Source organism: Aquimarina latercula DSM 2041 (assembly GCF_000430645.1).
GTDB classification, from domain to species: domain Bacteria; phylum Bacteroidota; class Bacteroidia; order Flavobacteriales; family Flavobacteriaceae; genus Aquimarina; species Aquimarina latercula.
The window spans coordinates 101,509-126,431 of the sequence record NZ_AUMK01000011.1 but is presented as its reverse complement, the minus strand read 5'-3'; the positions used below and the strand labels follow the sequence as shown (position 1 = coordinate 126,431).

24 protein-coding genes are annotated in these 24,923 nt (G+C 31.2%); 14 read left to right on the top strand and 10 right to left on the bottom strand.

The genetic code is table 11. The features are described 5' to 3' along the window. Positions 1–25: 25 nt before the first annotated feature. The 4 genes from H526_RS0110980 to H526_RS0110965 all read right to left on the bottom strand — a co-directional run bounded on the left by H526_RS0110980 (position 26) and on the right by H526_RS0110965 (position 3,743). Positions 26–916: a GLPGLI family protein gene (locus H526_RS0110980; RefSeq protein ID WP_027393048.1), complete on the bottom strand. Its 891-nt coding sequence runs from the start codon at positions 914–916 to the stop codon at positions 26–28. A gap of 92 nt (positions 917–1,008) precedes the next feature. Then, positions 1,009–2,172: an aspartyl protease family protein gene (locus tag H526_RS0110975; RefSeq protein ID WP_027393047.1), complete on the bottom strand. Its 1,164-nt coding sequence runs from the start codon at positions 2,170–2,172 to the stop codon at positions 1,009–1,011. 20 nt (positions 2,173–2,192) lie between these two features. Next, positions 2,193–3,011, bottom strand: a complete 819-nt coding sequence (locus tag H526_RS0110970) for a GLPGLI family protein (protein WP_027393046.1) — start codon at positions 3,009–3,011, stop codon at positions 2,193–2,195. 6 nt (positions 3,012–3,017) lie between these two features. Continuing rightward, a complete protein-coding gene (locus H526_RS0110965; protein WP_027393045.1) occupies positions 3,018–3,743 on the bottom strand; it encodes a TlpA family protein disulfide reductase in 726 nt (241 codons plus the stop codon). A 128-nt stretch (positions 3,744–3,871) separates the two neighbouring features. Between H526_RS0110965 and H526_RS0110960 the strand changes: the two genes are divergently transcribed. The 4 genes from H526_RS0110960 to H526_RS0110945 are packed head-to-tail and all read left to right on the top strand — an operon-like array spanning position 3,872 to position 7,494. Next, entirely contained in the window at positions 3,872–5,383 is a 1,512-nt protein-coding gene (locus H526_RS0110960; protein ID WP_027393044.1) for a sensor histidine kinase, read from the top strand. Continuing rightward, positions 5,376–6,056, top strand: coding sequence for a response regulator transcription factor (locus tag H526_RS0110955; RefSeq protein ID WP_027393043.1), 681 nt, complete (start codon positions 5,376–5,378; stop codon positions 6,054–6,056). Before H526_RS0110960 ends, H526_RS0110955 begins: the two co-directional genes overlap by 8 nt. A 31-nt stretch (positions 6,057–6,087) precedes the next feature. Beyond that, entirely contained in the window at positions 6,088–6,873 is a 786-nt protein-coding gene (locus tag H526_RS28915; RefSeq protein WP_051336110.1) for a hypothetical protein, read from the top strand. Positions 6,874–6,879: 6 nt separating this feature from the next. Continuing rightward, positions 6,880–7,494 carry a deoxynucleoside kinase gene (locus H526_RS0110945; RefSeq protein WP_027393042.1) on the top strand — a complete coding sequence of 205 codons (615 nt, stop codon included), beginning with the start codon at positions 6,880–6,882 and terminating at the stop codon, positions 7,492–7,494. A gap of 76 nt (positions 7,495–7,570) precedes the next feature. Here H526_RS0110945 and H526_RS28910 read toward each other — a convergent pair whose 3' ends face one another. After that, on the bottom strand, positions 7,571–7,858 hold the full coding sequence (locus H526_RS28910; RefSeq protein ID WP_051336109.1) for a hypothetical protein: 288 nt from the start codon (positions 7,856–7,858) through the stop codon (positions 7,571–7,573). A 107-nt stretch (positions 7,859–7,965) separates the two neighbouring features. Here H526_RS28910 and H526_RS0110935 point away from each other — a divergent pair, with 107 nt between their 5' ends. After that, positions 7,966–8,622 (top strand): DUF2461 domain-containing protein, encoded by a 657-nt coding sequence (locus H526_RS0110935; protein ID WP_027393041.1) that lies wholly within the window; start codon positions 7,966–7,968, stop codon positions 8,620–8,622. Here the strand turns inward: H526_RS0110935 and H526_RS0110930 are convergent. Further along, positions 8,619–9,824, bottom strand: coding sequence for a 3-deoxy-D-manno-octulosonic acid transferase (locus H526_RS0110930; protein ID WP_155839667.1), 1,206 nt, complete (start codon positions 9,822–9,824; stop codon positions 8,619–8,621). The two genes, H526_RS0110935 and H526_RS0110930, sit on opposite strands and share 4 nt — an antisense overlap. Positions 9,825–10,073: 249 nt before the next feature. On the opposite strand from H526_RS0110930, the gene H526_RS0110925 reads away from it, so the two are divergent. From H526_RS0110925 to H526_RS0110900, 8 genes are all read left to right on the top strand, one after another. Then, entirely contained in the window at positions 10,074–11,879 is a 1,806-nt protein-coding gene (locus H526_RS0110925) for a T9SS type A sorting domain-containing protein (protein ID WP_027393039.1), read from the top strand. Positions 11,880–12,023: 144 nt separating this feature from the next. Continuing rightward, a complete protein-coding gene (locus H526_RS0110920) occupies positions 12,024–13,193 on the top strand; it encodes a DegT/DnrJ/EryC1/StrS family aminotransferase (RefSeq protein ID WP_027393038.1) in 1,170 nt (389 codons plus the stop codon). A gap of 105 nt (positions 13,194–13,298) precedes the next feature. Further along, positions 13,299–14,483 (top strand): SNF2 helicase associated domain-containing protein, encoded by a 1,185-nt coding sequence (locus tag H526_RS30820; RefSeq protein ID WP_051336108.1) that lies wholly within the window; start codon positions 13,299–13,301, stop codon positions 14,481–14,483. Positions 14,484–14,557: 74 nt separating this feature from the next. After that, positions 14,558–16,201, top strand: a complete 1,644-nt coding sequence (locus tag H526_RS30815) for a DEAD/DEAH box helicase (protein WP_051336107.1) — start codon at positions 14,558–14,560, stop codon at positions 16,199–16,201. A 68-nt stretch (positions 16,202–16,269) separates the two neighbouring features. Beyond that, complete coding sequence (locus tag H526_RS28900; protein WP_051336106.1) at positions 16,270–17,223, top strand: alpha/beta hydrolase family protein; 954 nt, start codon at positions 16,270–16,272, stop codon at positions 17,221–17,223. Between the two features lie 119 nt (positions 17,224–17,342). Then, positions 17,343–18,617 (top strand): metal-dependent hydrolase family protein, encoded by a 1,275-nt coding sequence (locus H526_RS0110905; RefSeq protein ID WP_027393037.1) that lies wholly within the window; start codon positions 17,343–17,345, stop codon positions 18,615–18,617. A gap of 46 nt (positions 18,618–18,663) precedes the next feature. Then, complete coding sequence (locus tag H526_RS31755) at positions 18,664–18,930, top strand: hypothetical protein (protein WP_155839666.1); 267 nt, start codon at positions 18,664–18,666, stop codon at positions 18,928–18,930. After that, positions 18,837–19,169, top strand: a complete 333-nt coding sequence (locus tag H526_RS0110900; protein WP_027393036.1) for a TlpA family protein disulfide reductase — start codon at positions 18,837–18,839, stop codon at positions 19,167–19,169. The genes H526_RS31755 and H526_RS0110900 overlap by 94 nt, the downstream gene beginning before the upstream one ends. A 19-nt stretch (positions 19,170–19,188) precedes the next feature. On the opposite strand, the gene H526_RS0110895 is transcribed toward H526_RS0110900, so the two are convergent. Continuing rightward, the gene (locus H526_RS0110895; RefSeq protein ID WP_035085243.1) at positions 19,189–20,337 is read right to left on the bottom strand and encodes a T9SS type B sorting domain-containing protein; all 1,149 of its coding nucleotides are present in this window, start codon (positions 20,335–20,337) and stop codon (positions 19,189–19,191) included. Between the two features lie 272 nt (positions 20,338–20,609). Here H526_RS0110895 and H526_RS0110890 point away from each other — a divergent pair, with 272 nt between their 5' ends. Then, positions 20,610–21,125: a hypothetical protein gene (locus H526_RS0110890; protein WP_027393034.1), complete on the top strand. Its 516-nt coding sequence runs from the start codon at positions 20,610–20,612 to the stop codon at positions 21,123–21,125. An 87-nt stretch (positions 21,126–21,212) separates the two neighbouring features. On the opposite strand, the gene fabD is transcribed toward H526_RS0110890, so the two are convergent. From fabD to H526_RS0110875, 3 genes are all read right to left on the bottom strand, one after another. Continuing rightward, positions 21,213–22,094: an ACP S-malonyltransferase gene (gene fabD, locus H526_RS0110885; protein WP_027393033.1), complete on the bottom strand. Its 882-nt coding sequence runs from the start codon at positions 22,092–22,094 to the stop codon at positions 21,213–21,215. Positions 22,095–22,173: 79 nt separating this feature from the next. After that, a complete protein-coding gene (locus H526_RS0110880; RefSeq protein ID WP_027393032.1) occupies positions 22,174–22,929 on the bottom strand; it encodes a LytR/AlgR family response regulator transcription factor in 756 nt (251 codons plus the stop codon). Continuing rightward, positions 22,913–24,790, bottom strand: coding sequence for a tetratricopeptide repeat-containing sensor histidine kinase (locus tag H526_RS0110875; RefSeq protein ID WP_155839665.1), 1,878 nt, complete (start codon positions 24,788–24,790; stop codon positions 22,913–22,915). The genes H526_RS0110880 and H526_RS0110875 overlap by 17 nt, the downstream gene beginning before the upstream one ends. Positions 24,791–24,923: the final 133 nt, after the last annotated feature.

The following is a 24,923-nucleotide window of genomic DNA, read 5'->3' as shown; positions in this document are numbered from 1 at the left end:
TTTGATTGATTTTTTTAAAAGAATTTTAATTTCTACGTCCTCCGCCTAAGCCTCCTCTTCCTCTTCCTCTTCGTTGGGTACTGAATTGTTCTATCATCTCTTCTACTTTCTTCTTCGTGATTTCGTCAAACTCGGCTTGTGATACATCTTTTCCTTTTTTTGGCGCTTTAATTTCTTCTTTTTCATCAGCATTTAACACTATTTTATTGCACAATAATGTTGTTCTTCCTTCTTGTACTTCCAAAATTAAACCTGGTAATCCCCAATAAGATCCTGGACCTTGGTTAACTGGAATTTCTGGTGTATACCAAGCTGTAACTTCAATTTCTTTTGGCATTTCCGGTGTATCTGGAGCATTATCAGCATTTGCCTGATCATCTGCTCCATTTTCTCTTTGTTCTCTTTGTTCTCTACCCCTTCTTCTCATGGCTCTCCAGTCCATAACTTCACTCACTTTTTTGGTCGTAGTTGCCTTAAAACAAGTGTAATTTCCAATTTTCTTGGTCTCATTTACTAAGGTCCAATTGTATGTCTCTAAAGAATCTTTAATCAAGAAGTTTTTTCCATAAAATTCACGTTGATCGTAATACTGACCATCCCTTATATTTTTATAGTAGTTATTAGATGTAAAACCCGAAAGCATAGCTCCCCATCTTCCACCTCCTCCTCCTGACGCATCTAATTGTGCTTCTTCTTTATAAGTGGCAGCGCTCTTATTAAAAGTAAGTACAAACGTTTTTTCCATAGCAGATTTCATTCTGTCGGCAATAGCTTTTTTCTGGTCTTCAGACATTTGGCGTCCTCCAAAATCCATATCCATTCCTGTTTTGCTGAAATAATAGGCTTTTCCCTGAAAATCCTGTGCGATTGTTAAAGAGGTTATAAGAATAGTAACCCATGTACATATAGTCTTCATATTAGGCAGTTTTAAACTATTTAGACTCTATGATTTGCACTAGGTTTAATCAATAAAAGTTAATTATATCCCAAAAAAACAACGGTTTCCAATCAGATTAATCGTCTTAATAAAATAACTACTTTATATACCTTACCAGAAGTATCTTTTCCTTCTATTTTTACTTTTTTCTCGCTATGTTTCAAATGTTTTTTCCAAGTACTGAGTTCCTTACCATTATACTCATCTATTTTTAGCAACTCATCCCCTTCTCTAACTCCTTTCTGATAAGCTTCACTATCCTTTACTACATAGCTTACTAGTATTTTTTCTTGTACTTTTTCAACCCCAATTCCACTCATAGGAAACTCAAATGGAGTCTTGAATTTTTCATTTGGTTTGATATAAAACAATTTCTCTTTATAGTCTAAGACCATATCGAATCTATTAATAATTTGTGCTCCCAAAATCCCTGCGTAACTAGGAGAACCTGATACTCCTTCATGACCTTCAGAAATATCGATAGGTAAATCCGTAAATTCAAAATCACTAAGTCGTAGTTTTTCTATAGTTCCTTTAGTATAGGTTGTAGATTTATTAAGACCTCTTGCCTTCCCTTTTATTGTTTTTCCAGATCTATTTTTGAGGTCATTTTTTACAGCATAGGGTGTATTAAATAATACACTCATATTTGCACCACTATCAAATAAAAAATTTCCGGTAAGCGTATTTCCATCATTTAATGTAAAAGTCAGGTCTATTTGAGGAATTGGTGTCCCATCAAATTTCATAGGAATTTTAGTATATGTTTCCAGCCCCGAGATTGGATCACCCTCATTATACAATGTCATTATTTTTTCCTTGAAATCAAATCTGGTTCGATATTGTCTTAAAACATCATATCCTATAATGCCTTGAATCTTTCTACCAGATCTCTGAGAAAGCTTTTGTAAATCTACTAGAACAAGATTGCTATTATCTAATACTATCGTTCCTATGTCCACAGTTTGATTTGTCGCGATATTATAGGTTTGCGATCCATTGGCACCTTGCGCATTTTGTGAATAATTAGATTTTATATTTAATTTTTTAGCTACGGTGCTATCCAAAACTCCAATAGAAGCTCCAGTATCAAACACAAAATCTAAATATTCTTGTTGATTATTTACTTTTACTTTGATAAAAACTAATCCATCTTCTTCAAAAGGTATCTTTGTGACCTGAGCTTTTACATTAAAAACTACAAGCAAGGCTAATGCAAATAATATATTGTTCATTTTTTGATTGATTTTGATGATTATCCTCCTATTCTAATTTCCATACTATTGCCGCCATTACGATGTGATCTCCTATCGTGCATTTCATCCATTTTTTTACGCATAATTTTTTCGAATTTAGTTTCCGTCACAACTTTACCTTTTTCCGGAGCTTTAATTTCTATTTTCTTCTTAGGGTTTAGTACAATTTTATTACACAAAATACGTAAATCACCATCATTAACCTCCATAATGAGTCCCGGTAATCCCCAGTAGTTATCAGGCCCATTATTTATTGGAATTTCTGGTGTATACCAAACTACCACCTTTATCTCTTCAGTTTTTGAATTAGATTCTTCCTTATCACCGTTAACATTTATATTTCTTACTATCTCCATAGTTCTAGTAGTAGTAGCCTTATAACAAGTATAGTTTCCTATTTTTTTCGTTTCATTTTCTAGCTTCCATTTATAGTGCGTTAACGTGTCCTTTACCAAAAATGCTTTTCCAAACATATCTCTTTTGGCTACAAATCTCTCTTCTTTACTATTTTTATATAACACATCAGATGCTCCTGATCCAGCCACTATTACTTGTACACCAGAAGCCGGTTGTGGAGCTCCAAGATTTTCTTCTTCCTTATAAACAGATTCTGTTTTATTAAATCGTAATGTATATTCTTTTTGGAACTGCTTACGCATCATTTCATGAATTTGCTTTTGCATTTCAGAATTCATCTGCGTACTATCTAATTGTATCTCTAATTTCCTATCTGTGCTATATGTTGCTACTCCTTGAAAATCTTGTGCAGAGATATTTCCTATAACAAATAGTGTTATTAGTATTATCAATCTTATCATATCTATTTATTTTAAAAGGGTTTCTAGTTTATTTCTTAATTCAGTTGCTTCTCCCATTTTCATTCCTCCGTTTTCATCTCTTATGTATGGTATTCCTCCTTCTATATTTTTTACTATACCATTTTTATCGAGTATAATATTATTAGGAAAAGATTTCATTTCTAATGCATCTGTATATTCTCTAGCATCTACAATGTGTCTAAAATCAAATGTATGTTTCTTTAAAAAATTTTCGACTTTTTCCTTAGATTCATAGGTTACAGCAACAAAATTTACACGATCACCAAAGTGTTGTTTCAACGAATTTAGTTCAGGCATTTCATCAATACATGGTGGACAATTAGTGAACCAAAAATTAAGCAGTGTTGGTTTTCCTTCTAAATCACTGATATTTATTTGATCACCTTGTAATGTTACCAAAGAAGATTCTAACATTTTCCTTCCTTTAAATAACTTGAGTTTTGTTTTTGAATTCACAGAACCATTCAAATTCACATGAAAACCAAAATCATGAATTATCGAATCCTTTCTAAAATCTGTATCTTTTATTTCAATTTCGACTATAGCCTTCTTATTGATTTTTTTGATTTTATCCTTTATCTTATTTTCTGCCTCTTTTAACTCTACTTCATTTAACAAAGCCCCTTCATGATTTCTATAAAACGTGGACTGTGCATTGCCTATAAACGAAGTAAGAAGAAGAATAAATAATAGTATTGATTGTATTTTCATGTTGATGTGAGTTTTATATGGTTTGTACATTGCAAAGATGTAAACCAAATGCTAACCAAACCGTTAACCAGTGTTAACGAGTGTTAACTGATTCTTTTTATATCAGTTAAGAATCCTATTTTTGAACCATGCAAAAGAACAGTTATAGAAGTATATTGTATTTCATTGCCTTTGTAATTCTAGTTACATTGAGCATACAAGTCTACTGGAATTTCAAAAATTATGAAGCTAGCAAACAACAACTAATTAATGAGGTACAAATAAGTTTGGATAATGCAGTGGATCAGTATTACACCGAATTAGCAGAAAAAAATACGATTGGTTTTTCTTCAGACTCCTCTAATATTGGTAGCTTTTTAAAGAAAAGTAGTTTTTCAAACCTTTTAAAAAAAATAGATTCGGGAACGGTTGATTTTAAAAGTTATACATTTTCTGAAGGCTTAGATCATAGTGATATAAAAATATATAGAGGCCTTTCTGTAGATAGCATAGATCGAATGGATCAGCATCCAAACTTTTGCATAGATTCATCTAAAATCATCGAATTTCCAGACGGATTAGAAGAAATAGAGAATGGTGATTCTAGAAAAAAAGCTTTTGAGCAACTTACATCAAAAATCATAATTTCGATTAATGAAGATTCGCTACAACTAGAGGTTTTAGATACTATCATAAACAATCAATTAAAGAGGAAACAGTTAACCATTAGTTATGGAATTACGTTTCAAGATCAAACCGGAACATCGTTCTTATTTAATGAAAATGTTATCAATCAATCTGATTTAAAAACTAAAACAAAATCTTACTATTTACCTAGAGGAAGTTCTTTAGAGCTATCTTTTATGAACACTACACGTGCAATTCTAAAGAAAAACTTATTCGGTATTGCCTTGTCTTTTTTATTAGTCAGTGCAGTAATTGGTAGTCTTTTATACCTTTTAAAAATCATCAATCACCAAAAACAACTAGCAGAACTAAAGAATGATTTGATTAGTAATATCACACATGAATTCAAAACTCCAATTGCTACAATTAGCGCAGCTTTGGAAGGTATTCAAAACTTTAATCGTGAAAACGATCCTAAAAAAACCAAAAAATATATTGATATGTCCTCTAATCAATTGGGGAAATTGAATACTATGGTAGAAAAAATCCTAGAAACCGCAACACTAGACAGTGATGAGTTAGAGCTAAATCTAGAAGAATTAAACCTTGTTGATCTCATACAAACTATAACTGCTAAATATCAAACAAATACTACCGAAAAAAACATTAGTTTTCATCATACTCATGAAAATATTTGGAAAAAAGTGGATGCATTTCATTTCGAAAATGCTATTAATAATATCATTGATAATGCCATTAAATATGGAGGTAATAACATTGATATATATTTAAAAAATACACATCCTAATATTACACTAGAAATTAAGGATAGCGGGACATCTTTAACTAGATCACAAAAAGATAAAATATTCGAAAAATTTTATAGAGTTCCGAAAGGAAATACGCACGATGTAAAAGGATTTGGTATAGGATTATTTTACACCAAAACTATTATTGAAAAACATGAAGGAACCATAGAATTACTTCTAGATCAAGATCAAACTAATTTTAAAATCACACTGCCCAATGGATGAAATTGTTGAGATAGTATTAGCAGAAGACGAACCTTCTTTGGGTCAGATTATCAAAGAGAGCTTAGAAACAAGAAACTTTAAAGTTCATCTTGCCCAAAATGGTGAGACAGCCTATTCATTATACAAATCTATTACTCCCAAATTACTAGTATTAGATGTTATGATGCCTAAAAAAGATGGATTTACATTGGCCAAAGAAATCCGATTAGAAGATGACACTATTCCCATAATATTTCTTACTGCAAAATCACAAACACAGGATGTAGTAGAAGGGTTTACTATTGGTGGGAATGATTATCTAAAAAAACCTTTTAGTATGGAAGAGCTTATTGTTAGAATCAACAATTTGCTTCATAGAACCAAAACACAACAAAGTTCTGAATCATTGATTGTAGGAAAATATACTTTTGATTTCCCCAAACAACTTCTTACCTCAGACAATGAAGCCTATCAACTTACACATAGAGAAGCTCATTTATTATTCCACCTAATTAAAAATAAAAATCAAGTATTAGATCGTTCTATGATTTTAAAAAAACTTTGGGGTGATGACGATTTTTTTAATGGTAGAAGTATGGATGTGTTTATTACCAAGCTAAGAAAAAAATTAAAACAAGATGATTCTATACAGATTATCAATGTTAGAGGTTTTGGGTACAAATTAGTTTGCTAAAAATGGCCTTATTTTTGTACTTTGCTATTTCATGAAACATATTGTTCTGTTTTTAATCTTACTAGGGTTTATTCACAAAAGTTCTTCCCAAAGAAATGCAATAGCTCAAGATACTATATCATTAAAGGCTGATCAGTTTTTAGGTATAGATTCCTTTGGTGCTATTTACTATGCTAAAGACAATATTTTTTACAAAAAATGGAATGATCGAGAATGGCAATTTGGTGATTTTATTCTTGGTCAACTTACTCAAGCATCGGTATTAAATCCTTTAAAAATCTTATTATTCTATGAATCTTCCAACACTACAGTATTAGTTGACAAATACTTATCCGAAATAAATCGAGTAAACTTTAATACAATTTCAGAATTCAAAAGTGTTTCTCTTGTTTCTCCAGCAAATGATAATAGTAGTTGGCTTTTTGACAACAACACTCAACAATTAGAGGTATTTAACACCAATTCTGAAAAAACATTAGTCGCTACACAACCCATTAATGAACTCCCTACATTATTACGCAGTAACTTCAATTATTGCTGGATACTTACTTCTGAGAACCTTTCTCAATTCAACATTTATGGAAGTTTGTTAAACCGAAATGAGAACGAGGGATATAATGATATCAGAATTATAAATAATGACTTAATAATTCTAAAAGATGATGGTTTATATTATCGTTACACCAAGACTGGAGAAATTGAAAAAATAAATCTTCCTGAAATTCATATAAAACAGTTTTATGTTACTAACGAAATCCTTTATATTTACGACCAAAGTAAGATTTACAGTTTTGACCTAACACTCCAAAAAAAATAATCACTTATGCATGTAGCTATTGCAGGAAATATTGGTGCCGGAAAAACAACACTAACCAAATTATTAGCCAAACATTATCGATGGGAACCTCAATTCGAAGATGTATTAGAAAACCCTTATCTAGAGGATTTCTATAATAAAATGGAGCGCTGGTCTTTTAATTTACAGATTTATTTTCTTAATAGTCGTTTTAGACAGATTCTAGAAATACGCGAAAGTGGTAAAGATATTATTCAGGACAGAACCATTTATGAGGATGCATATATTTTTGCTCCTAACCTACACGCGATGGGGCTTATGACGAATCGTGATTTTGAAAATTACAAATCACTTTTTGATCTTATGGAAAGCGTTGTCGAAGGTCCTGATTTACTGATCTATTTGCGCAGTAGTATTCCAAATCTGGTTGCACAAATTCATAAACGCGGACGTGAATATGAGAACACCATTAGCATCGACTATCTTAGTCGATTAAATGAACGATATGAAGCCTGGGCACACGGATACGACAAAGGTAATTTACTTATTGTAGATGTTGACCATCTTAATTTTGTCGATAACCCCGAAGATCTTGGTAGTATAATTAATCGTATTGATGCAGAATTAAACGGATTATTTTAAAAATAATAAAGGCCTTTCATAATGAAAGGCCTTCTTTTTAAACTTACATTGGTAAGTTTTCTACTCTAACGTCTTCTTAAGATGTTTGTTCACCACCTTCAGTTTCTGTCTCCTTGTTATCTTCTTTTACCGCTTTATCAAGAGTACTTTCTACTTCTTCTCCAGCTTCTTTTACTGCTTTTTCTGCTTCTTTTTCGATCTCTTCAGCTTCTTTTAAAGCTTCTTCTGCAGTATTTTCAACTTCTTTTTGTACTTCGCTGGTTTCTTCGGTAGTACTTTCTGTTTCCTTATTAGTTTCTCTACAAGAAACAAACATTACATTTAAAGTAAATAAAAACGCTAAGGCTAAAATTACTTTTTTCATAATTAAAAAATTTTAGTTGTTATTATATCGGTATAACGGTATTCTAATCCCACTATTTCTATTACCTTGGTAATGTTTTCACAAAAAATCTTAATTTTTTTAACAGAATGAATTTCAGCGATTTATTTCAATTTCTTTCAGAATTACAACAAAATAATAACAAAGAATGGATGGATACTAACAGAAAATGGTATCAACAAATTCGAAATTCTTTTATAGATTGGTTAGATCATCTGGAGGTAGAACTTACCAAAATTGATCCAGAATATTATCCGACTTCAGGAAGAAAAGGAATCAATAGAATTAATAACAACTTACTTTTCCATCCTAACAAACCTGTATACAAAGATCATTTTGGAGCAGGGTTAGATCAATTATCCAAACAAGGAGACTTCTATATCGAAATAGGGCTTTCTCAATGTGTCTTAGCTGGAGGATATTGGCGACCAGAAAGTAAAACTCTGCAAAGTATTAGAGAAGCTATTGATTATAATGGAGAAGAATTAAAAAAAATTCTTGCTAAAAAAAGTTTCCGAAATACCTTTGGTAATTTATATGATGACGGCAATTCTCTTAAAAAAGCACCTAAAGGGTATTCTATGGATCACGAACATATAGATTTATTGCAAAAAAGAACTTTTGCAGTAGCTTATGAATTGCAAAAAGAAGACGTATTGCACTCTGATTTCACGCAAATAGTGATTCAAGTATATCAAGAAATGCTTCCATTTAGAAGGTATCTAAGAGAAGCAATATCTGTTTAGAGTTTTGCAATCTTCTCGGTTAAATAAGCGACAATCATATCTGTTGCTCCAGTATTGCTATTGATAAAGTGTCCAGCGATCATTCCTGTTTTTTCTCTAAATTTCTGATCATCAACTAATTTATTCATAATAGCACTAAATTCTTCAGAAGTAGATATAGAATATAAACCTGCTAACTTTTGCAATTGTTTAGCTTCTCTAAATTTTTCAAAATGCTGACCGATAATAATTGGAATCCCAAAAGTTGCTGGCTCTAATATATTATGTAATCCAGAGGTACCCATTGCTCCTCCTACATATGCAATATCGCCATAACTATATACTCGCGATAAATAACCAATTGTATTCATAATAAAAACCTGATGGTTTTGTAAACTCTTTCCTTCTTTTTCTGAAAAAATAATAGTCTTTTTGATTATTTTTTTCTGCAAAGACTGCACTCCACTATTTTTTATTTCATGCGGAGCAATAATAAAACATAAATTTTCACTAGCCTGATTTACAAAATCTGTAAATACTTCTTCATCTTCTGACCAAGAGCTACCTATAACTATACAAAGTCTATCTCCTATAAATTCTGAGATAAAATCTACTTGATTATCCATTTCTATTTGATGAGATACCCGATCAAATCTAGTATCACCACTCACAGTAACGTTGTTGAAATCGACTTGACTTAATAATTGCTTAGAAATTGTATCCTGTACAAAGAAATGATCTACCGTTTTTAAAGCATTACGCATAAAACCTCCATACCACTTAAAGAATGCTTGATCTTGTCTAAATGCTGCAGAAATTATGGTAATTGGAGTATTGTTCTTTTTTAACTCTCGTAAGTAATTAGGCCAAAACTCATACTTTACAAAAATTGCAAGCTTAGGATTCACCAATTCTACAAATCTTTTAGCATTTTTCTTTGTATCTATTGGAAGATAAACAATACTATCAGCGAGGGTGCTATTTTTTTTTATCTCATATCCTGAAGGGGAGAAAAAAGTCACCAATAACATATAGCTAGGATATTTCTTTTTTATCATCTCCATCACAGGAACACCTTGCTCGTATTCTCCAAGCGAAGCACAATGAAACCAAACTATTTGATCTTCTTTTTTTAGTTGTTCGTTTAAAATTTCGAAAACTGTTTTCCTTCCTTTTACGAACAAAGTAAGTTTAGGACTTAAGAGTCCTATTATAGGAAGCATACTATTGAAAACTGAAATAAGGAAATTATAGAAAAAATTCAAAAGTCTTGATTTAATACATCGCTAAAATACGGCTCTTTCCTGTAAAAATTGATAAACATACGGTGCAAAACCTGAAATTTTCAAATTATCAAAAACACATAATAATTATCATTTTACTAAAAATATATTTAAAATTTTACGTTTTTAACAAATTTTGTTTATTAAAATTCTTAAATTAACACCAACTATCACGCAAACTCAAATCTTATGAAATTAAAACTTACTCTAATTGCTTTACTATCCTGTGCAATACTTTTTTCTCAGAATTTTTTAGAGGTACAACTGCCTACACCTGATAAACTCAATCCATTTTTTGTTGGTCCGCTTTTTAAATCAACCATTCATTATGGAGCGACCCCTGCAAATTATAACGGAAAAGTGATTGTTTTTAATCACGGATATATTGATCTAAATCAAAGTCAATTTTTATTTGATAATTCTTTTTATCAAAAAACATATAATGAAGGATATCAGGCTGTTTTCGTTGCTACAACAAGAGGTGGTGGCATATGGGTCAATGGAGAACTACTTGCAGAGTCCATTGACATTGTTACAAACAAATACAATGTCGCAGATGTATATATCATAGCCCATAGTAATGGAGGGAAAGCCGCAGAAGCTGCTATGATTCAATATGGAAAAAAAGATAAGGTACAACAAGTTTTTGCTTTGGGAACTCCATATTGGGGAACTTATCTAGCCGACATTTCTCAAATGCCTTGGTTAAACTGGGCTTGGCGATTGACTGGTTTAAATGAAGGTGCTAGAACCTCTACCACTTATTATTGTCGAGATGTAGTTCGCCCATATTTAGATAACAATGAAAATAACGAGCCAGAAAAATTTGTTGTTTTAGGAGCTTCCGGATATTTCAATGGATCAAATCTTCTTGCCAGAGCCGCTTTTACGGTTACCGGTGGAATTTTACTTCCTATCCAAGGTGCAAATGATGGTGTTGCACCTTATAGAAGTACGCTAAGGCCTGGAGCAACATATGTCTTTAAAAAAAATGATTATCGTGCCTTCTTTGATCATATAGATGTAAGTTTTGGGCAATTTAGTTGGCCTTATGTAAAATCATACATACAAAATCGTTCTCAAAAAAGTAATCCATCTTTTGAAAACATAAATCCAGCGAATTACATCACCACTAGTAACTATTACATCATACATTCTGAAAATGAATACGACGAAATAATTTTTGACAAAAACTCTAGATTTGCAGTAGCCGAAATTATACACGAAAATCCTAAAGCTACGTTTCAAGGCATTAACAAAAAACAAACAGATCAGTTAAAAATTAATACCCAAGGCAATCATAGATCTGTAATCTCTCTTACTTCTAATAATATCAAGTTACAAAGTAATTCTCGTTTTGCTGCCTTTGTAAAACAAAATAATGGAATCACGATGTCATTAGAAAATCAAATAAGAAATAAATATCCTTTATTAAAAGTTGATATTTCTTCAACACAAAAAAACAATTCTTTACTTACAAACATAGAAACACGCGGTGTAATTATTAGAACTTCTAATATTGATGGAACACAAGTACAAAGTGATCCGGAAGTAATTACTTTTGATAAAATCAACGATAGTTTTTATTTCGATACCAAAAATCTGGAAGAAGGTGTATACAGCTTGTTTCTAAATTCAGAAAGTACAGGTAATTTTAAAAGAAGTATTATCTCTGGTTTTGTAGTAGGAGATATTAATAAGGCTTTGACTTTTAATACGGAAGTAAATAAGCCTTTAGATAAAAACGAAAAATCAATAAAATTATCACCAAATTCGGTAAAAAATTATGCTTTACTATCACTACAAGAATATTCTATATCCGATAAAATATCTTTAGCAGTTTACGATATAACTGGCAAAAAAATGAAGAGTTTTGAAGTGAAAGTAACCCAAAATTCAGAATATAATATTTCAGAAAAATTAGAGCAATTATCATCTGGGATATACCTTTTACAGGTAAATCACGAAAAAACAATAAAATTCGTTAAGGAATAGTTTTATAAATATCTAGAAGAAAGGCTGTTGCTAAAATGACACTATTTTGATTTTATCCGTTAATAAAAAACAGATCAAAACTAAGTATCACATTGGCAATGGCATCATTATTTTGTACTTTCGTGCGGTTACAAAACACATCCTATGAAGAAGATTCAAATGGTTGACTTAAAGGGTCAATACGAACAAATAAAAGAACGTGTAGACTCCTCTATTCTAGACGTTATTTCATCTGCTGCATTTATTAATGGCCCTGAAGTACATAGTTTTCAGAAAGAATTAGAGGAATATCTTGATGTAAAGCATGTGATTCCGTGTGCGAATGGAACAGACGCTTTACAAATAGCAATGATGGGATTAAATTTGAAACCAGGAGACGAAGTAATTACTGCAGATTTTACTTTTGCTGCGACAGTAGAAGTAATCGCGTTATTACAGTTAACTCCGGTACTTGTGGATGTAGAAAAAGATTCTTTTAATATTGATCCCGATGCTATACGTAAGGCAATTACTCCTAATACAAAAGCAATCGTACCTGTTCATTTATTTGGCCAGGCTGCCAATATGGATGAAATTATGAAAATAGCAAAAGAACATGATCTATATGTAATAGAAGATAATGCTCAAGGAATTGGTGGTAGTTATAAATTTAATGATGGTAAAGTTGCTAAAACGGGAACTATTGGTCATGTATCTTCTACTTCATTTTTTCCTTCTAAAAACTTAGGATGCTATGGTGATGGTGGAGCTATTTTTACGAATGATGATGATCTAGCACATACCATTCGTGGTATTGTAAATCACGGAATGTATAAAAGATACCATCACGATGTGGTTGGTGTAAATTCTCGTTTAGACTCTATTCAGGCTACAGTACTTAGAGCAAAATTACCTAATCTGGATACTTATAATAATGCTAGAAGAACAGCGGCCAGAAAATATAATAAAGCTTTTGAAGGAATTGAGAATATTATCACCCCAAAAGTGAAAGGAAATAGTTGTGACACTAATGAGAATATAATTTGTGACACTTGCGATTGTCACGTATTTCATCAATATACATTGCGTGTTGTCAATACAGATAGAGACGCGTTAGTACAACACCTTAATGATCAAGGAATTCCTTGTGGTGTATATTATCCAATACCCTTACATAAACAAAAGGCTTATCAAGATGATCGCTATGATGAAGCAAATTTCACAATTACTAATCAGCTTATAAAAGAAGTGATTTCATTACCAATGCATACTGAATTAGATAATGAGCAAATTGATTTTATTACAAAAAATGTTATCGATTTTGTAACGAAATAGACAAAAAAGCTAGTAAAATTAGGTTAGAAAATAATTTTAATCTCTTTTACATATATATAAATAACCCCGTAGTTAATAACTAAATACAACCAATAAATACCCACAATGGATTCACTTTGCATCTGTTATAACCTAGTTGACCATAATAATTTACCTGGAATCCCTCCATTACCAGAAGCGTATATTGTACCTGTTACAAATGACCGATTAGGATATGTAGAAAAACAGGCTACTCCAGCAACATTAAAAAGTTTTGAGATACCATATTTAGAAACAGCTCATGAACAATTGCTAGAAATATGTTCCAGTTTAAAAACAGCTGTTTTAGAACAACAGTTTAGACCCGCTAAAAAAAGAAAAACATTCGGTTTAGCAGACATTCTAAAGGATCCTAAAATTAAAGATGTTGTTATTAATTATGTAAACAATAAACTTTCTGACTTTTATGAGTTAGTTATAAAAAACGAATACTCTGTAATACATAATGCGCAGAGAAAAGATCCGTTTGAAGTACATAGATTATCGATTGGAAAAAGTATCCTCAACCCTATTCTAGAATTTACAAAAACTGATGAAGGAATTGATTATGCCTTTTCGTTAAAAGATGAAGAAAAGGTAATAATCCCTCAAAATCATAGTATTCAAATTTTATTAAACGAACCGTCTTGGATTGTTGTAGACAAATCCATACATCATATTAACAACTTGAATGCCAATAAACTAAAACCTTTCTTTAGCAAAGAAAAGATTACCATTGCTAAGAAACACATTAAAACATATCTAGATAAAGTAATTATTCCTGTTATCAAAAATGTAGATGTAATTGCTAATGGCTTCGAAATTGTGATTCATAAAAACATAGCATCCTACAAACTAGAAATTATCCAAGATTTTATAAAGGAAAATTATGTTGCCAAGGTAATTTTTAATTACGGAGAAGCTAGTTTTGATTACAATAGCAATAAAAAAACATCTTCTGATGTACATTTTGGAGATAACGAAGAAATCCAGATCACCCAAATAAAAAGAGATCCAAAGGCTGAAAAAGAAATAATAGATTTACTAGAGTCTAAAGATTTAAAGGTAAATGCAAACCTTTTATTAGAAACTACAACTTCTAATGATCCTTTAGCAATTTTTAACTGGGTACAGAATCACCATAAAGATCTTGAAAAAGAAGGTGTCGAAATCATCCTTCCAGATTTAGATAATAAATCTGTAAATCTTGATTCACACGAAATCGAGATAAAAAATAAAAAAAAAATGACTGGTTCGATGTCAAAGGAATAGTACAAATTGGTACAAAAGAAATTCCTTTTTCGAAATTTATTAAATACATAAAAGATAATAATCGCTTCTTTCCAATGGATGATGAAACCATTTTCATTATTCCATTGGAATGGATGACTCGTTATAAAAAATTAGCAAATTTCGGAAAAGTAAAAGAAGATAGTATCCTTGTTAACAAAGGAAATTACACACTACTTAAAGAAATCGTTGACCCAGAAGAACTAGAAATAAAGGATACAATTGATTTAAAATATCAATCATCTTCTAAACTAAAAGCTACATTAAGACCATATCAAGAAGAAGGCGTAAAGTGGTTAGTAAAACACCAAGGAAATCATCTGGGAGCTTGTCTTGCTGATGATATGGGACTTGGAAAAACATTACAAACTATTGCAACTCTTGTTTTTTCAAAAGAACAACTAAAAACAGAACAATCAACTCCAAAAACCGTTCGACTAGATCTATTTAGCGATCCCCTAGAAATAAAAACGTATTTAAAAGCTCTAATTGTTTTACCCTCTTCTCTTATTTTTAATTGGGCGCAGGAAATACTAAAATTTGCTCCGCACCTTACTATTACAAAGTACATCGGGAGTGATCGAAAAAAAATAGCTCCTTATTTAGAAACCTATGACATCATACTGACCACCTATACCACTTTAGCTAAGGATATTTCTATTTTACAAAAAACAACATTCACCTATTTAATAACAGACGAAAGTCAGCAGATTAAGAATAAAGAATCTAAAATATTTAAAGCTATTAATGATATTAATGCAACTCATAAAATTTCGCTAAGCGGAACTCCTATAGAAAATTCATTATCTGATCTTTGGTCCCAAATGGAGTTTATCAATCCAGGAATGTTGGGAAGTTTTCCGTTTTTTAAAGATCATTTTAAAATTCCGATTGAGAAATATCAGAACGAAGAACGCATTAAAGAACTAAAAACACTCATAGAACCTTTTATATTAAGAAGAACCAAAGAACAAGTTGCAAAAGACCTTCCTGAGTTATCTGAGCAAATTATCTACACAGAAATGCTTAATGAACAAGAAAAAGCATACGAATCTCAAAAATCAGCTGCAAGAAATCTATTACTAGGTATTGATCCTATTGCCACTAATAAAATACATGTTTTAAACACCTTAACTAAATTAAGACAACTAGCCAACCACCCTAAACTATTAGATTCCACAACAGAAGATTCTTCGTGTAAATTCAAGGATGTTACTTCTTATCTAGAGACCTTAGCTAAATCCCATAAAAAAGCCCTAGTATTCAGCTCTTTTGTATCTCATTTAGAGATCTATCAAACTTGGTGCAAAGCACAAAACATATCCTTTGTTAGTCTTACTGGTCAAACAAAAAACGCTGATAGAGAAAAAATAGTTAATGAGTTTCAGAAAAATGATTCCATCTCTTTATTCTTTATTTCACTAAAAGCTGGTGGAGTTGGTCTTAATCTAACCAAAGCTTCTTATGTTGTTTTATTAGACCCTTGGTGGAACCCATTTATAGAAAAACAAGCTATTGCTCGGGCCCATCGTATTGGACAAAACAACAATGTTATGGTTACTCGTTTCATCACTAAAAATACGATAGAAGAAAAGATTCTTCAATTACAAGAAAGAAAACAGCATCTTTCTGATGAAATCATAGATATCGATACTATACCTGACTATATAGAAAATGATCTAGTAGAATTATTAAGGTAACATTTTACACACACTTAACTTTTTGTAATATCTATACAGGTTAAGTGTCCTTAAAAAAAAGTAAACAAATGAAACGATTTTTTTTAGTTCTCTTAATTATTATAAATCTTTACTCATGTTCATCTCAGGAATCTATAATTCTAGAGAAAAAGAAAATTGATTGGCAACTTTATCCTAAGGTATTTACAGATTCTTCTAAAACTAAATTTAAAGATAGATTTCGTTATTCCGAAAATGTAGACATGTTCGAAATCACTTATCTAAGTGATGGGCTAAAAATTCAGTCTTTCGCTTCAGTTCCCAAAGGAGACGAGAAATATCCAGTTATTATCTACAACAGAGGAGGGAATAGAGATTTTGGTAATTTAAATGTATCCTGGGCGGCCATAAGGTTTTCAAAATTAGCAAGTGAAGGTTATATTGTAATTGGCTGTAATTATAGAGGATCAGGTAAAAGTGAAGGAATGGAAGAATTTGGAGGAAATGATATAAATGATGTCTTAAATTTATCTAAAGTAATTAAAGAGCTACCAAAGGCAGATACAACACGTATTGGGATGTATGGTTGGAGTCGAGGCGGAATGATGACATATATTGCTCTTACCAAAATGAACAATATAAAAGCGGCTTTTACCGGAGGCGCAAAGTCTGATCTGAGAACAATCGATAGACCTAATATGGAAAAGGGTGTTTATGCTGAGTTAATTCCCAATTATCATCAAAACAAACAAGCTGAACTAGAAAAAAGATCAGCAATAGTATGGGCAGATAAATTCTCTACTAAAGTTCCTATTTTATTATTACATGGTAATGCAGATTGGAGAGTAAAATCAACCAATTCCTTAAAACTAGCTTTAGAATTTGAAAAACATCGAATACCTTATAGATTAAAAATCTATGAAGGAGCAGATCATGGTATCAGTCAGTTTAAAGAAGAAAGAGATCAAGATATAATCGATTGGTTTAATAAATATTTAAAAGGCAACGCAGCATTACCTGATATGAAATTTCATGGTAAATAGCCATTATTACCAACCTATATTTCTAAAAGAAATCATAATCTATTAATCAATTAGATTAATTTATTTTAAATTGTTCATCTGATAATATACACAAACAATTTCACTCAATTTATTAGCTTATGAAATTCTTTTACACTTTACTTTTTGTTTTAACGAGCATTACAATTACTGCACAAGACACATATCTGCATTGCGGAAAATTAATTGATAGTAAAACTGGAAAAATTCTTCCTGAAAGAACCATTGTGGTTTCTGGAAACAAAATAAGCAAGGTAGAAATCGGTTATACAGAGGGAGATAGCAATGATATAATTGTTGATCTCAAAGACAAAACAGTTATGCCGGGACTTATCGATATGCATGTTCATATGGAGAGTGAATCCAATCCGAAGGCATATTTAGAACGTTACACCCATAATGATGCAGATGTTGCCTACAACTCTGTAGGATTTGCCGAAGCTACTTTGTTGGCAGGATTTACTACTGTAAGAGATCTTGGAGGAAGCGGTGTAAACATCTCTTTAAAAAAAGCAATTGCTCAGGAAAAAATAATAGGTCCACGAATTTTTACGGCCGGAAAAATTATTTCTAGTACTGGAGGACATGGAGATCCCACTAATGGAAGTAAAAAATCTATTATAGGAGATCCAGGACCTAAAGATGGTGTTGTAAACGGCGTAGAAGATGCTAAAAAAGCTGTAAGACAACGTTACAAAAACGGAGCAGATCTTATTAAAATAACTGCCACAGGAGGTGTATTAAGTGTTGCTAAAAGTGGTTCTAACCCTCAATTCAAACTAGAAGAAATAAAAGCAATTTGCGAAGCCGCTAAAGACTATGGATTTCATGTTGCGGCTCACGCACATGGTGATGAGGGTATGCAACGTGCTTTAAATGGTGGAGTAACGACCATAGAACATGGGACTCTAATGAGTACTAAAACAATGGATCTAATGAAAAAAAAGAAAGCTTATTTAGTACCTACGATTACCGCTGGTAAAGAAGTAACCGAAAAAGCAACAATTGATGGGTATTATCCAGCCATTATTGTTCCCAAAGCATTAGAAATAGGTCCAAAAATTCAAAATACATTTAAAAAAGCTTATAAACGAGGAGTACGAATTGCATTTGGTACCGACGCAGGAGTTTTTAAACACGGCCAAAATGGAAAAGAATTTGGATATATGGTTGAAGCCGGAATGCCAGCTATAACAGCTATACAATGTGCAACTATCGTTAATGCAAAAGTATTAAACATGAGTAAAGAATTAGGGCAAATAGCTCCAGATTTTATAGCGGATATAGTTGCAGTAGACAAAGATCCTAGAGATGACATCAAAACTATGGAAAATGTAGTTTTCGTTATGAAGAATGGTAAAATCTATAAGCAATAGTTCTTTACAACTATAAATTATTAAAAAAGATATATCTCAAATAAAAGTGAAAAAAATATCACAGTACATTATTCTAGGAATTATTGTCTTATTTGGGGTATTCTATTTATATACAAAATTTTCGGCAGCAGAAAAAGGAGATTTAGCTCCAGATTTTGAAACGACTCTTATTGATGGCACTCCTTTAAATTATCAAATCTACAAGGAAAATATGTACTGTTGGATTTTTGGGGTTCTTGGTGCGGTCCCTGTCTTAAAGAAAGTCCTGAACTGGTCGCAATCTATAAAAAACATGATAACCAACTTACTATAGTTACGGTTGCTCTTGAAAAGAATCTAAAGTCTTGGAAAAAAGTGGCTGATAAATTTGGGTATACATGGAAGAACCAAATTGTAAATCAAAATCGTTTTGTTTTATTATCTGATATTGCAAGAAAATATGGTGTTTCAGAAATTCCAGCTAAATTTTTGATCTCCCCAAAAGGGGAGCTTATGGGAACTTATACATTTGAACAAATTGATTATTTATTATCAAACTCCATTAACAATTAATACAACTATTTTTAACCTCTTATCTATTAATATAAAAATATCCCGCTCTATCTTTTGCTCCAGTTATGTTCAATACATAATAATAGGTCCCCTCAGGCAGTTCTGATTTTTGAGAAATTGTGACTCTACCTTCAGAAATACCAGCAAAGTTTTGATTTTCATGATATGCTTTCTTCTGAAAAACTAATACTCCCCATCGATTATATATAAATAATTCGTTATCCGGAAAATTTGATAATCCCTGAATCTTAAAGGTATCATTCATTCCATCTCCATTAGGTGATACAGCAGTAAAAATTTCTAAATCTCCATCTAATAATCTATTTGATGATCCAAAAGTTAATACTTCATAATCATCCGGGATAATTGCTTTAGAAGAAATTTCACCTTTGTTTACATCACCAAACACTGAGGTATTTCCTAAATTAACCCACTTACGAAGTTCTTTACTCCAACCTACCACTCTTAAATCGTTAAGATCTCCAACTAATGTAGGTATATTACTATTACTATCCCATGTTAGAGTAACTCTAGTTTCATTACTACCATCTAAATCCCAAAATTCGAAAATACTTACACCAAATAATAAATCTTCATACATCTCAGTATCAAAGCTATCAACAAAAAAATTTGGCGTATTAGGGTTTTCAAAAAAGTACGCAGCTCTGGAGCCATTACTAGCAGCTTCATTCTCAATTTTTATAGGTCTTAACCTAAAATCATCACCTACAGGAAAAGAAAAATCTAAGTTTCCATTTAAAGTAGCATACCCATCGACATACCTATCATCATGTTCTCCTAAATATGGAGCATCATTTATATAGTCTAATGAAACACTTTTCTCATCTCTATCAGTTATTACTCTACCATTTACAAATTCTTGAAAGTTAGTAACCCCTACGCCGATTTCTAAAACCAAATCATCTTTAACATCGATTTCTAAATCATGAAATACTGGTTCGTTATTTCCAGAAACTGTTAAACTATTATCGTTATAAAATCCTGTCTTTCCTGCGTTATTGTCAAACTCTCCATTATTCATAACATTTATATGAAAACCTATCTGAGCGGTTGAATGAATTTGAACATTACCGAAATTATGAAAAGCCTCTTGAGTAAATCCAGAAAAGCCAATTAAAGTGATTATTATAATTCTTAAATACGACATTTACTTTGGGTTTTTGTATTCGTTACCGTAAATATAATTTGAGAAGTCCCATAAAAACCTTGGAGCCAGATAGGATGACATTTTATACCCGCGAATGGAAAAATACCTCTGTTAAGTCGTTATATGTTCGTTAAAACGGAATAAGTATCGTTCAATGGAAGTTATTAACCGATGAATAGAACTGTGAAGTAAAAAGTATTATTTTAAATTAGCAGAATAGAACTTTTAATAGATAAAAAAGCTCTATTCATTCAGTATTAAATTATTATTGTATGCAATGTAACATTATCAAACTAGCAGTCATTTTTTTTTCGTTTATTAAACTAATATCTGCTCAAGAATCAAATCTTGTCGTTTTCGAAAACCTGATTGATAAAGAATGGAAAGCTATTGGTACTTGGGGAGATGGAACGGCATTTAAACAAGAAACGATATTTAAATTTGATCTTAACCGTACAATTGTCATAGCAAAATCAAAAGGATTTACAGATAAAAAACAAACTAAATATGGTTCGCGAAATCATGGGATACGAAAATTTGATCAGGAAACCAATACCATTAAATTTTGGGAGTTCGATATCTTCGGAGGTGTTACTAAAGGAATTGTTATAGTTGATGGAAAAAATATTTTATACCAGTATCAATATGGGAGTTCATTGGTAACTGATATGTGGGAATATGTAGATAATAACACTTATAATTTTAAAGTCGGAAATTATGTAGACGGGAGCTGGAAACAGATATATCTAGAGACTCAATTTAGAACCGAAAAAATCAAAAAAAAGTAACTAAAAACAATTTTTAAATTAAGTATTATCAATAAAAAACCTCGAAAACTATTTAAATTTTCGAGGCTTTCTTATAATTCTTTTATATTAAATAGATGCAGAAATAGTTTCCATAGATCTATCTACTTTTTTCACTAATCCCGATAGTACTTTTCCTGGACCAACCTCTGTAAATGATGTTGCTCCATCTTTCATCATATTCTGCACACTTTGTGTCCATTTTACAGGAGCAGTTAACTGAGCAATCAAATTCTTTTTGATTTCCTCAGGATCAGTCACTGCAGTTGTAGTCACATTTTGATATATAGGGCAGTTTGGTGTATTGAAAGTTGTTTCTTCTATTGCTGCTGCTAACTCTTCTCTAGCAGGTTCCATTAAAGGTGAATGAAAAGCACCTCCAACCGGTAATACTAAAGCTCTACGAGCACCTTTTTCTTTCATAAGCTCACAAGCCTTTTCTATAGCTTCTACTTCTCCAGAAATAACTAACTGACCAGGGCAATTATAATTTGCAGCCACTACAATACCATCAATTTCTTCACATCCATTTTCTACTACCTCATCATCTAACCCTAAAACGGCAGCCATTGTAGAAGGTTTTAATTCACAAGCGCTTTGCATCGCTAATGCTCTCTTAGAAACTAATCTAAGTGCATCTTCAAAATTTAATGTTCCGTTAGCCACTAAAGCAGAAAACTCACCAAGAGAATGACCTGCTACCATATCTGGTTTAAAACTATCTCCTAATACTTTACTTAAAATTACCGAATGTAAAAATATCGCCGGCTGAGTAACTTTTGTTTCCTTTAACTCATCAGCAGTACCTTCAAACATGATTTTAGTTATTTCAAAACCTAAAATATCATTGGCTTTATGAAAAAGTTCTTTTGCAATTTCTGAATTCTCATATAAGTCCAGTCCCATTCCTGAAAATTGAGCCCCTTGACCTGGAAAAACATATGCGTTCATGTACTGTGTCTTTTAAAATTTTAACAAAAGTAAGTATAAATACCAAGAGTAATTAACTTAAAAAATGTTTTTAAATAGCCTATTTGATTTTAAAACTTCTAAAGAAATCTACTTTCCTGGTTTTAGAAATGGATAACTTTTTTCCATCGTCCATTACGACAAACCCTCCATCAGACTTACTAATACGAGTGATGTGATCTTTATTGATTAAACTAGAGTTGTGTATCCTTAAAAAACCAAAACTCTCCAGCAAATACTCATAATATTTTAAATTCTGCGAAGCCAAAATATGTTTATTATTATTTAGTGTCAATTGAGTATAACTTCCATCTGCTAAACAATATAAAATCGAACTTATGGAAACAATTTCATAGCCATCAAAGGTGGGAATAGATATTTTATTAAACTTATCTTTTTCTAACTTAAGTTGCTCTATCAGTTCTTTTGCATTATTAGCAAAATATCTTCTCTCCAAGCCTTCTAAAAGTCTATTGATAGCTTTTTTAAAGTCATCAATATCGATAGGTTTTAAAAGATAATCTAGTGCCATATACTTAAAAGCTTCTAGCGCATGATTATGTGCAGACATGAAAATTATCTCAAAATCAATTCTTGTAAACTTTTCTAAAAACTCGAAAATACTTCTAGTACCAATCTGAATGTCTAAAAATGCTACATCAATTGTATATGATTTCAATAGAGTCTGGGCCTCTTCGAACGTTTGTGCAGTACCTATAATTTCAATTTGCGGATAGAATGTTACTAGTAAAGATTGTAAATTTTCTATACCGTTCAATTCATCATCTACTATAATGGCATTAATTATTTTTGTCATACATATTCTTTAATGGCAGAATTAATATACTTCTAGTTCCTTTTACCTCATTATTTTTATCACAGAGATCTTCAAAATAATATCTAGCATCCTTATACCCTGATTTTACCAGTATGTCTATTCGTTGTTTTGTATTAATCGAAGTAATTCCGATAAAACCTTTTGGCTTAGACATTTTTATTTTTTGAGCTTCTTTTCTTCCAATTCCATTATCTTGTACAATAATTTTTAAGTTACTATTAAATGGTTCTATTGTTAAAGAAACATGGCCTCCATCTGGTTTATTACTAATACCATGAATTATGGAATTTTCTATGATAGGTTGTAAAATCATTGCAGGAATATAGGGGTTCTGTTCTTCGATATTGCAATCTACCTTTAATGTAAAATCCAGTTTATTTCTGAATCTTATTTTTTCTAAATCTACATACACTCTAATAAGGTCTAATTCCTTTTGTAACCTGATAAACGAATCATTCGAATTATCAAGAATTAACCTAATTGATTGAGAGAACTTACTTAGGTAGTTATATGCACTAAACTTATCTGATTTTAATATCGAGTTTTGCACTCCATTTATCGTATTAAAAATAAAATGAGGGTTCATTTGAGATCTCAAAGCGAATAATTTCATCATAGAAATCTGCTTCTGCTTTTCTACCAAATACACTCTATTGCGATATACATATACTACAATCATTCCTATAATTGCTATTAAAACAATACTTACTATCCAAATGATTCTTTCTATATCCGATTCGAATTCTTTTTTATCTTCTGCTTTCTCTTTTGATAAAGAAGCATAAGCAACATCTTTTTGTTCAATTACTTTAGAAGATTCTATTTTTGAAATTTGTTCAGAAAAATTCTCATCTAATAATTTAGATTCGAGTGAATTAAACTTTTCATAATACAAAAGTGCTTCCTTATAGTTTTCCGTTTTTTTATGATATCTACATAAGTCTTTATAGGCATCAATAATCGCTGTCTTTATTTCGTACTCTTCTGCAATTGACAAAGCTTTATTAAGATTATATTCTGCTTTCTTATAAGCTCCTATATCAAGATACACATTGCCTAAAGTACGATAGGTTTGTCCTACTCTACTATCAAACAATTTATCTGGTTTAATTGCTAAAGATTTTTTGGCATAGACAAGACTAGAGTCATACGCTTTTACTTTATAATAGTTAAATGCTAGATTGTTATAACATGTCCGTCTTTGATTATAATACGTCAGATTATCGTCTAGAATTTCACTTAATATCTTCTTATACAATACAATTGCATTTTCAAAATTTTCTAATTGAGTTTCTATTACTGCTAAATTTATATAACTAGTAATTTCTCTATCTTTTTCACCCAATAATATTGCAACTTCTAATGCTTCAGAGAATATATCTACTGATCTATCATTTTTATTTAGCTTAGAGTATAAAATTCCCAATCTATTTAATGACTTATGTTTTTCTACAGAAGGTTCTTCATCTTTAAAAAAGTAATATGCTTCCATTAGATTGCTCAATGATTCTTTATAATCACTTTTTCTTTGAAATAATAACCCAATGTCTGATTGAATATCTGCAATTAAAAAATAATCCTTCTCATCATTTGCAATACGTTTAGCTCTATTAAAATAATTATACGCTAAATCCGCATCTTCCGAATACATATAAATGACACCTAATCGTTTTAGACTACGCGCATATAAACCATAATCCTTATGTTCTAAGGATAATCTCTTAGAAACTTCTGCATATTGTAAGGAAGTATCCATATCTACATCCTTGTAATACAAACTAAGATGATAAGATGCTCTAGCCTGTTCAACATCTTCACAAATGGTATAAATAGTTAACAAACTATCTTTTATCCCACCATTTTTATTAGTTTGGGTTTGCGATACTGTTACTAACCTAAAAAGTAAAAAAAACCAACATATATTTTTATTATACAATTTCAACTTGATAGCATAAGTTTTTCATCCATAACTG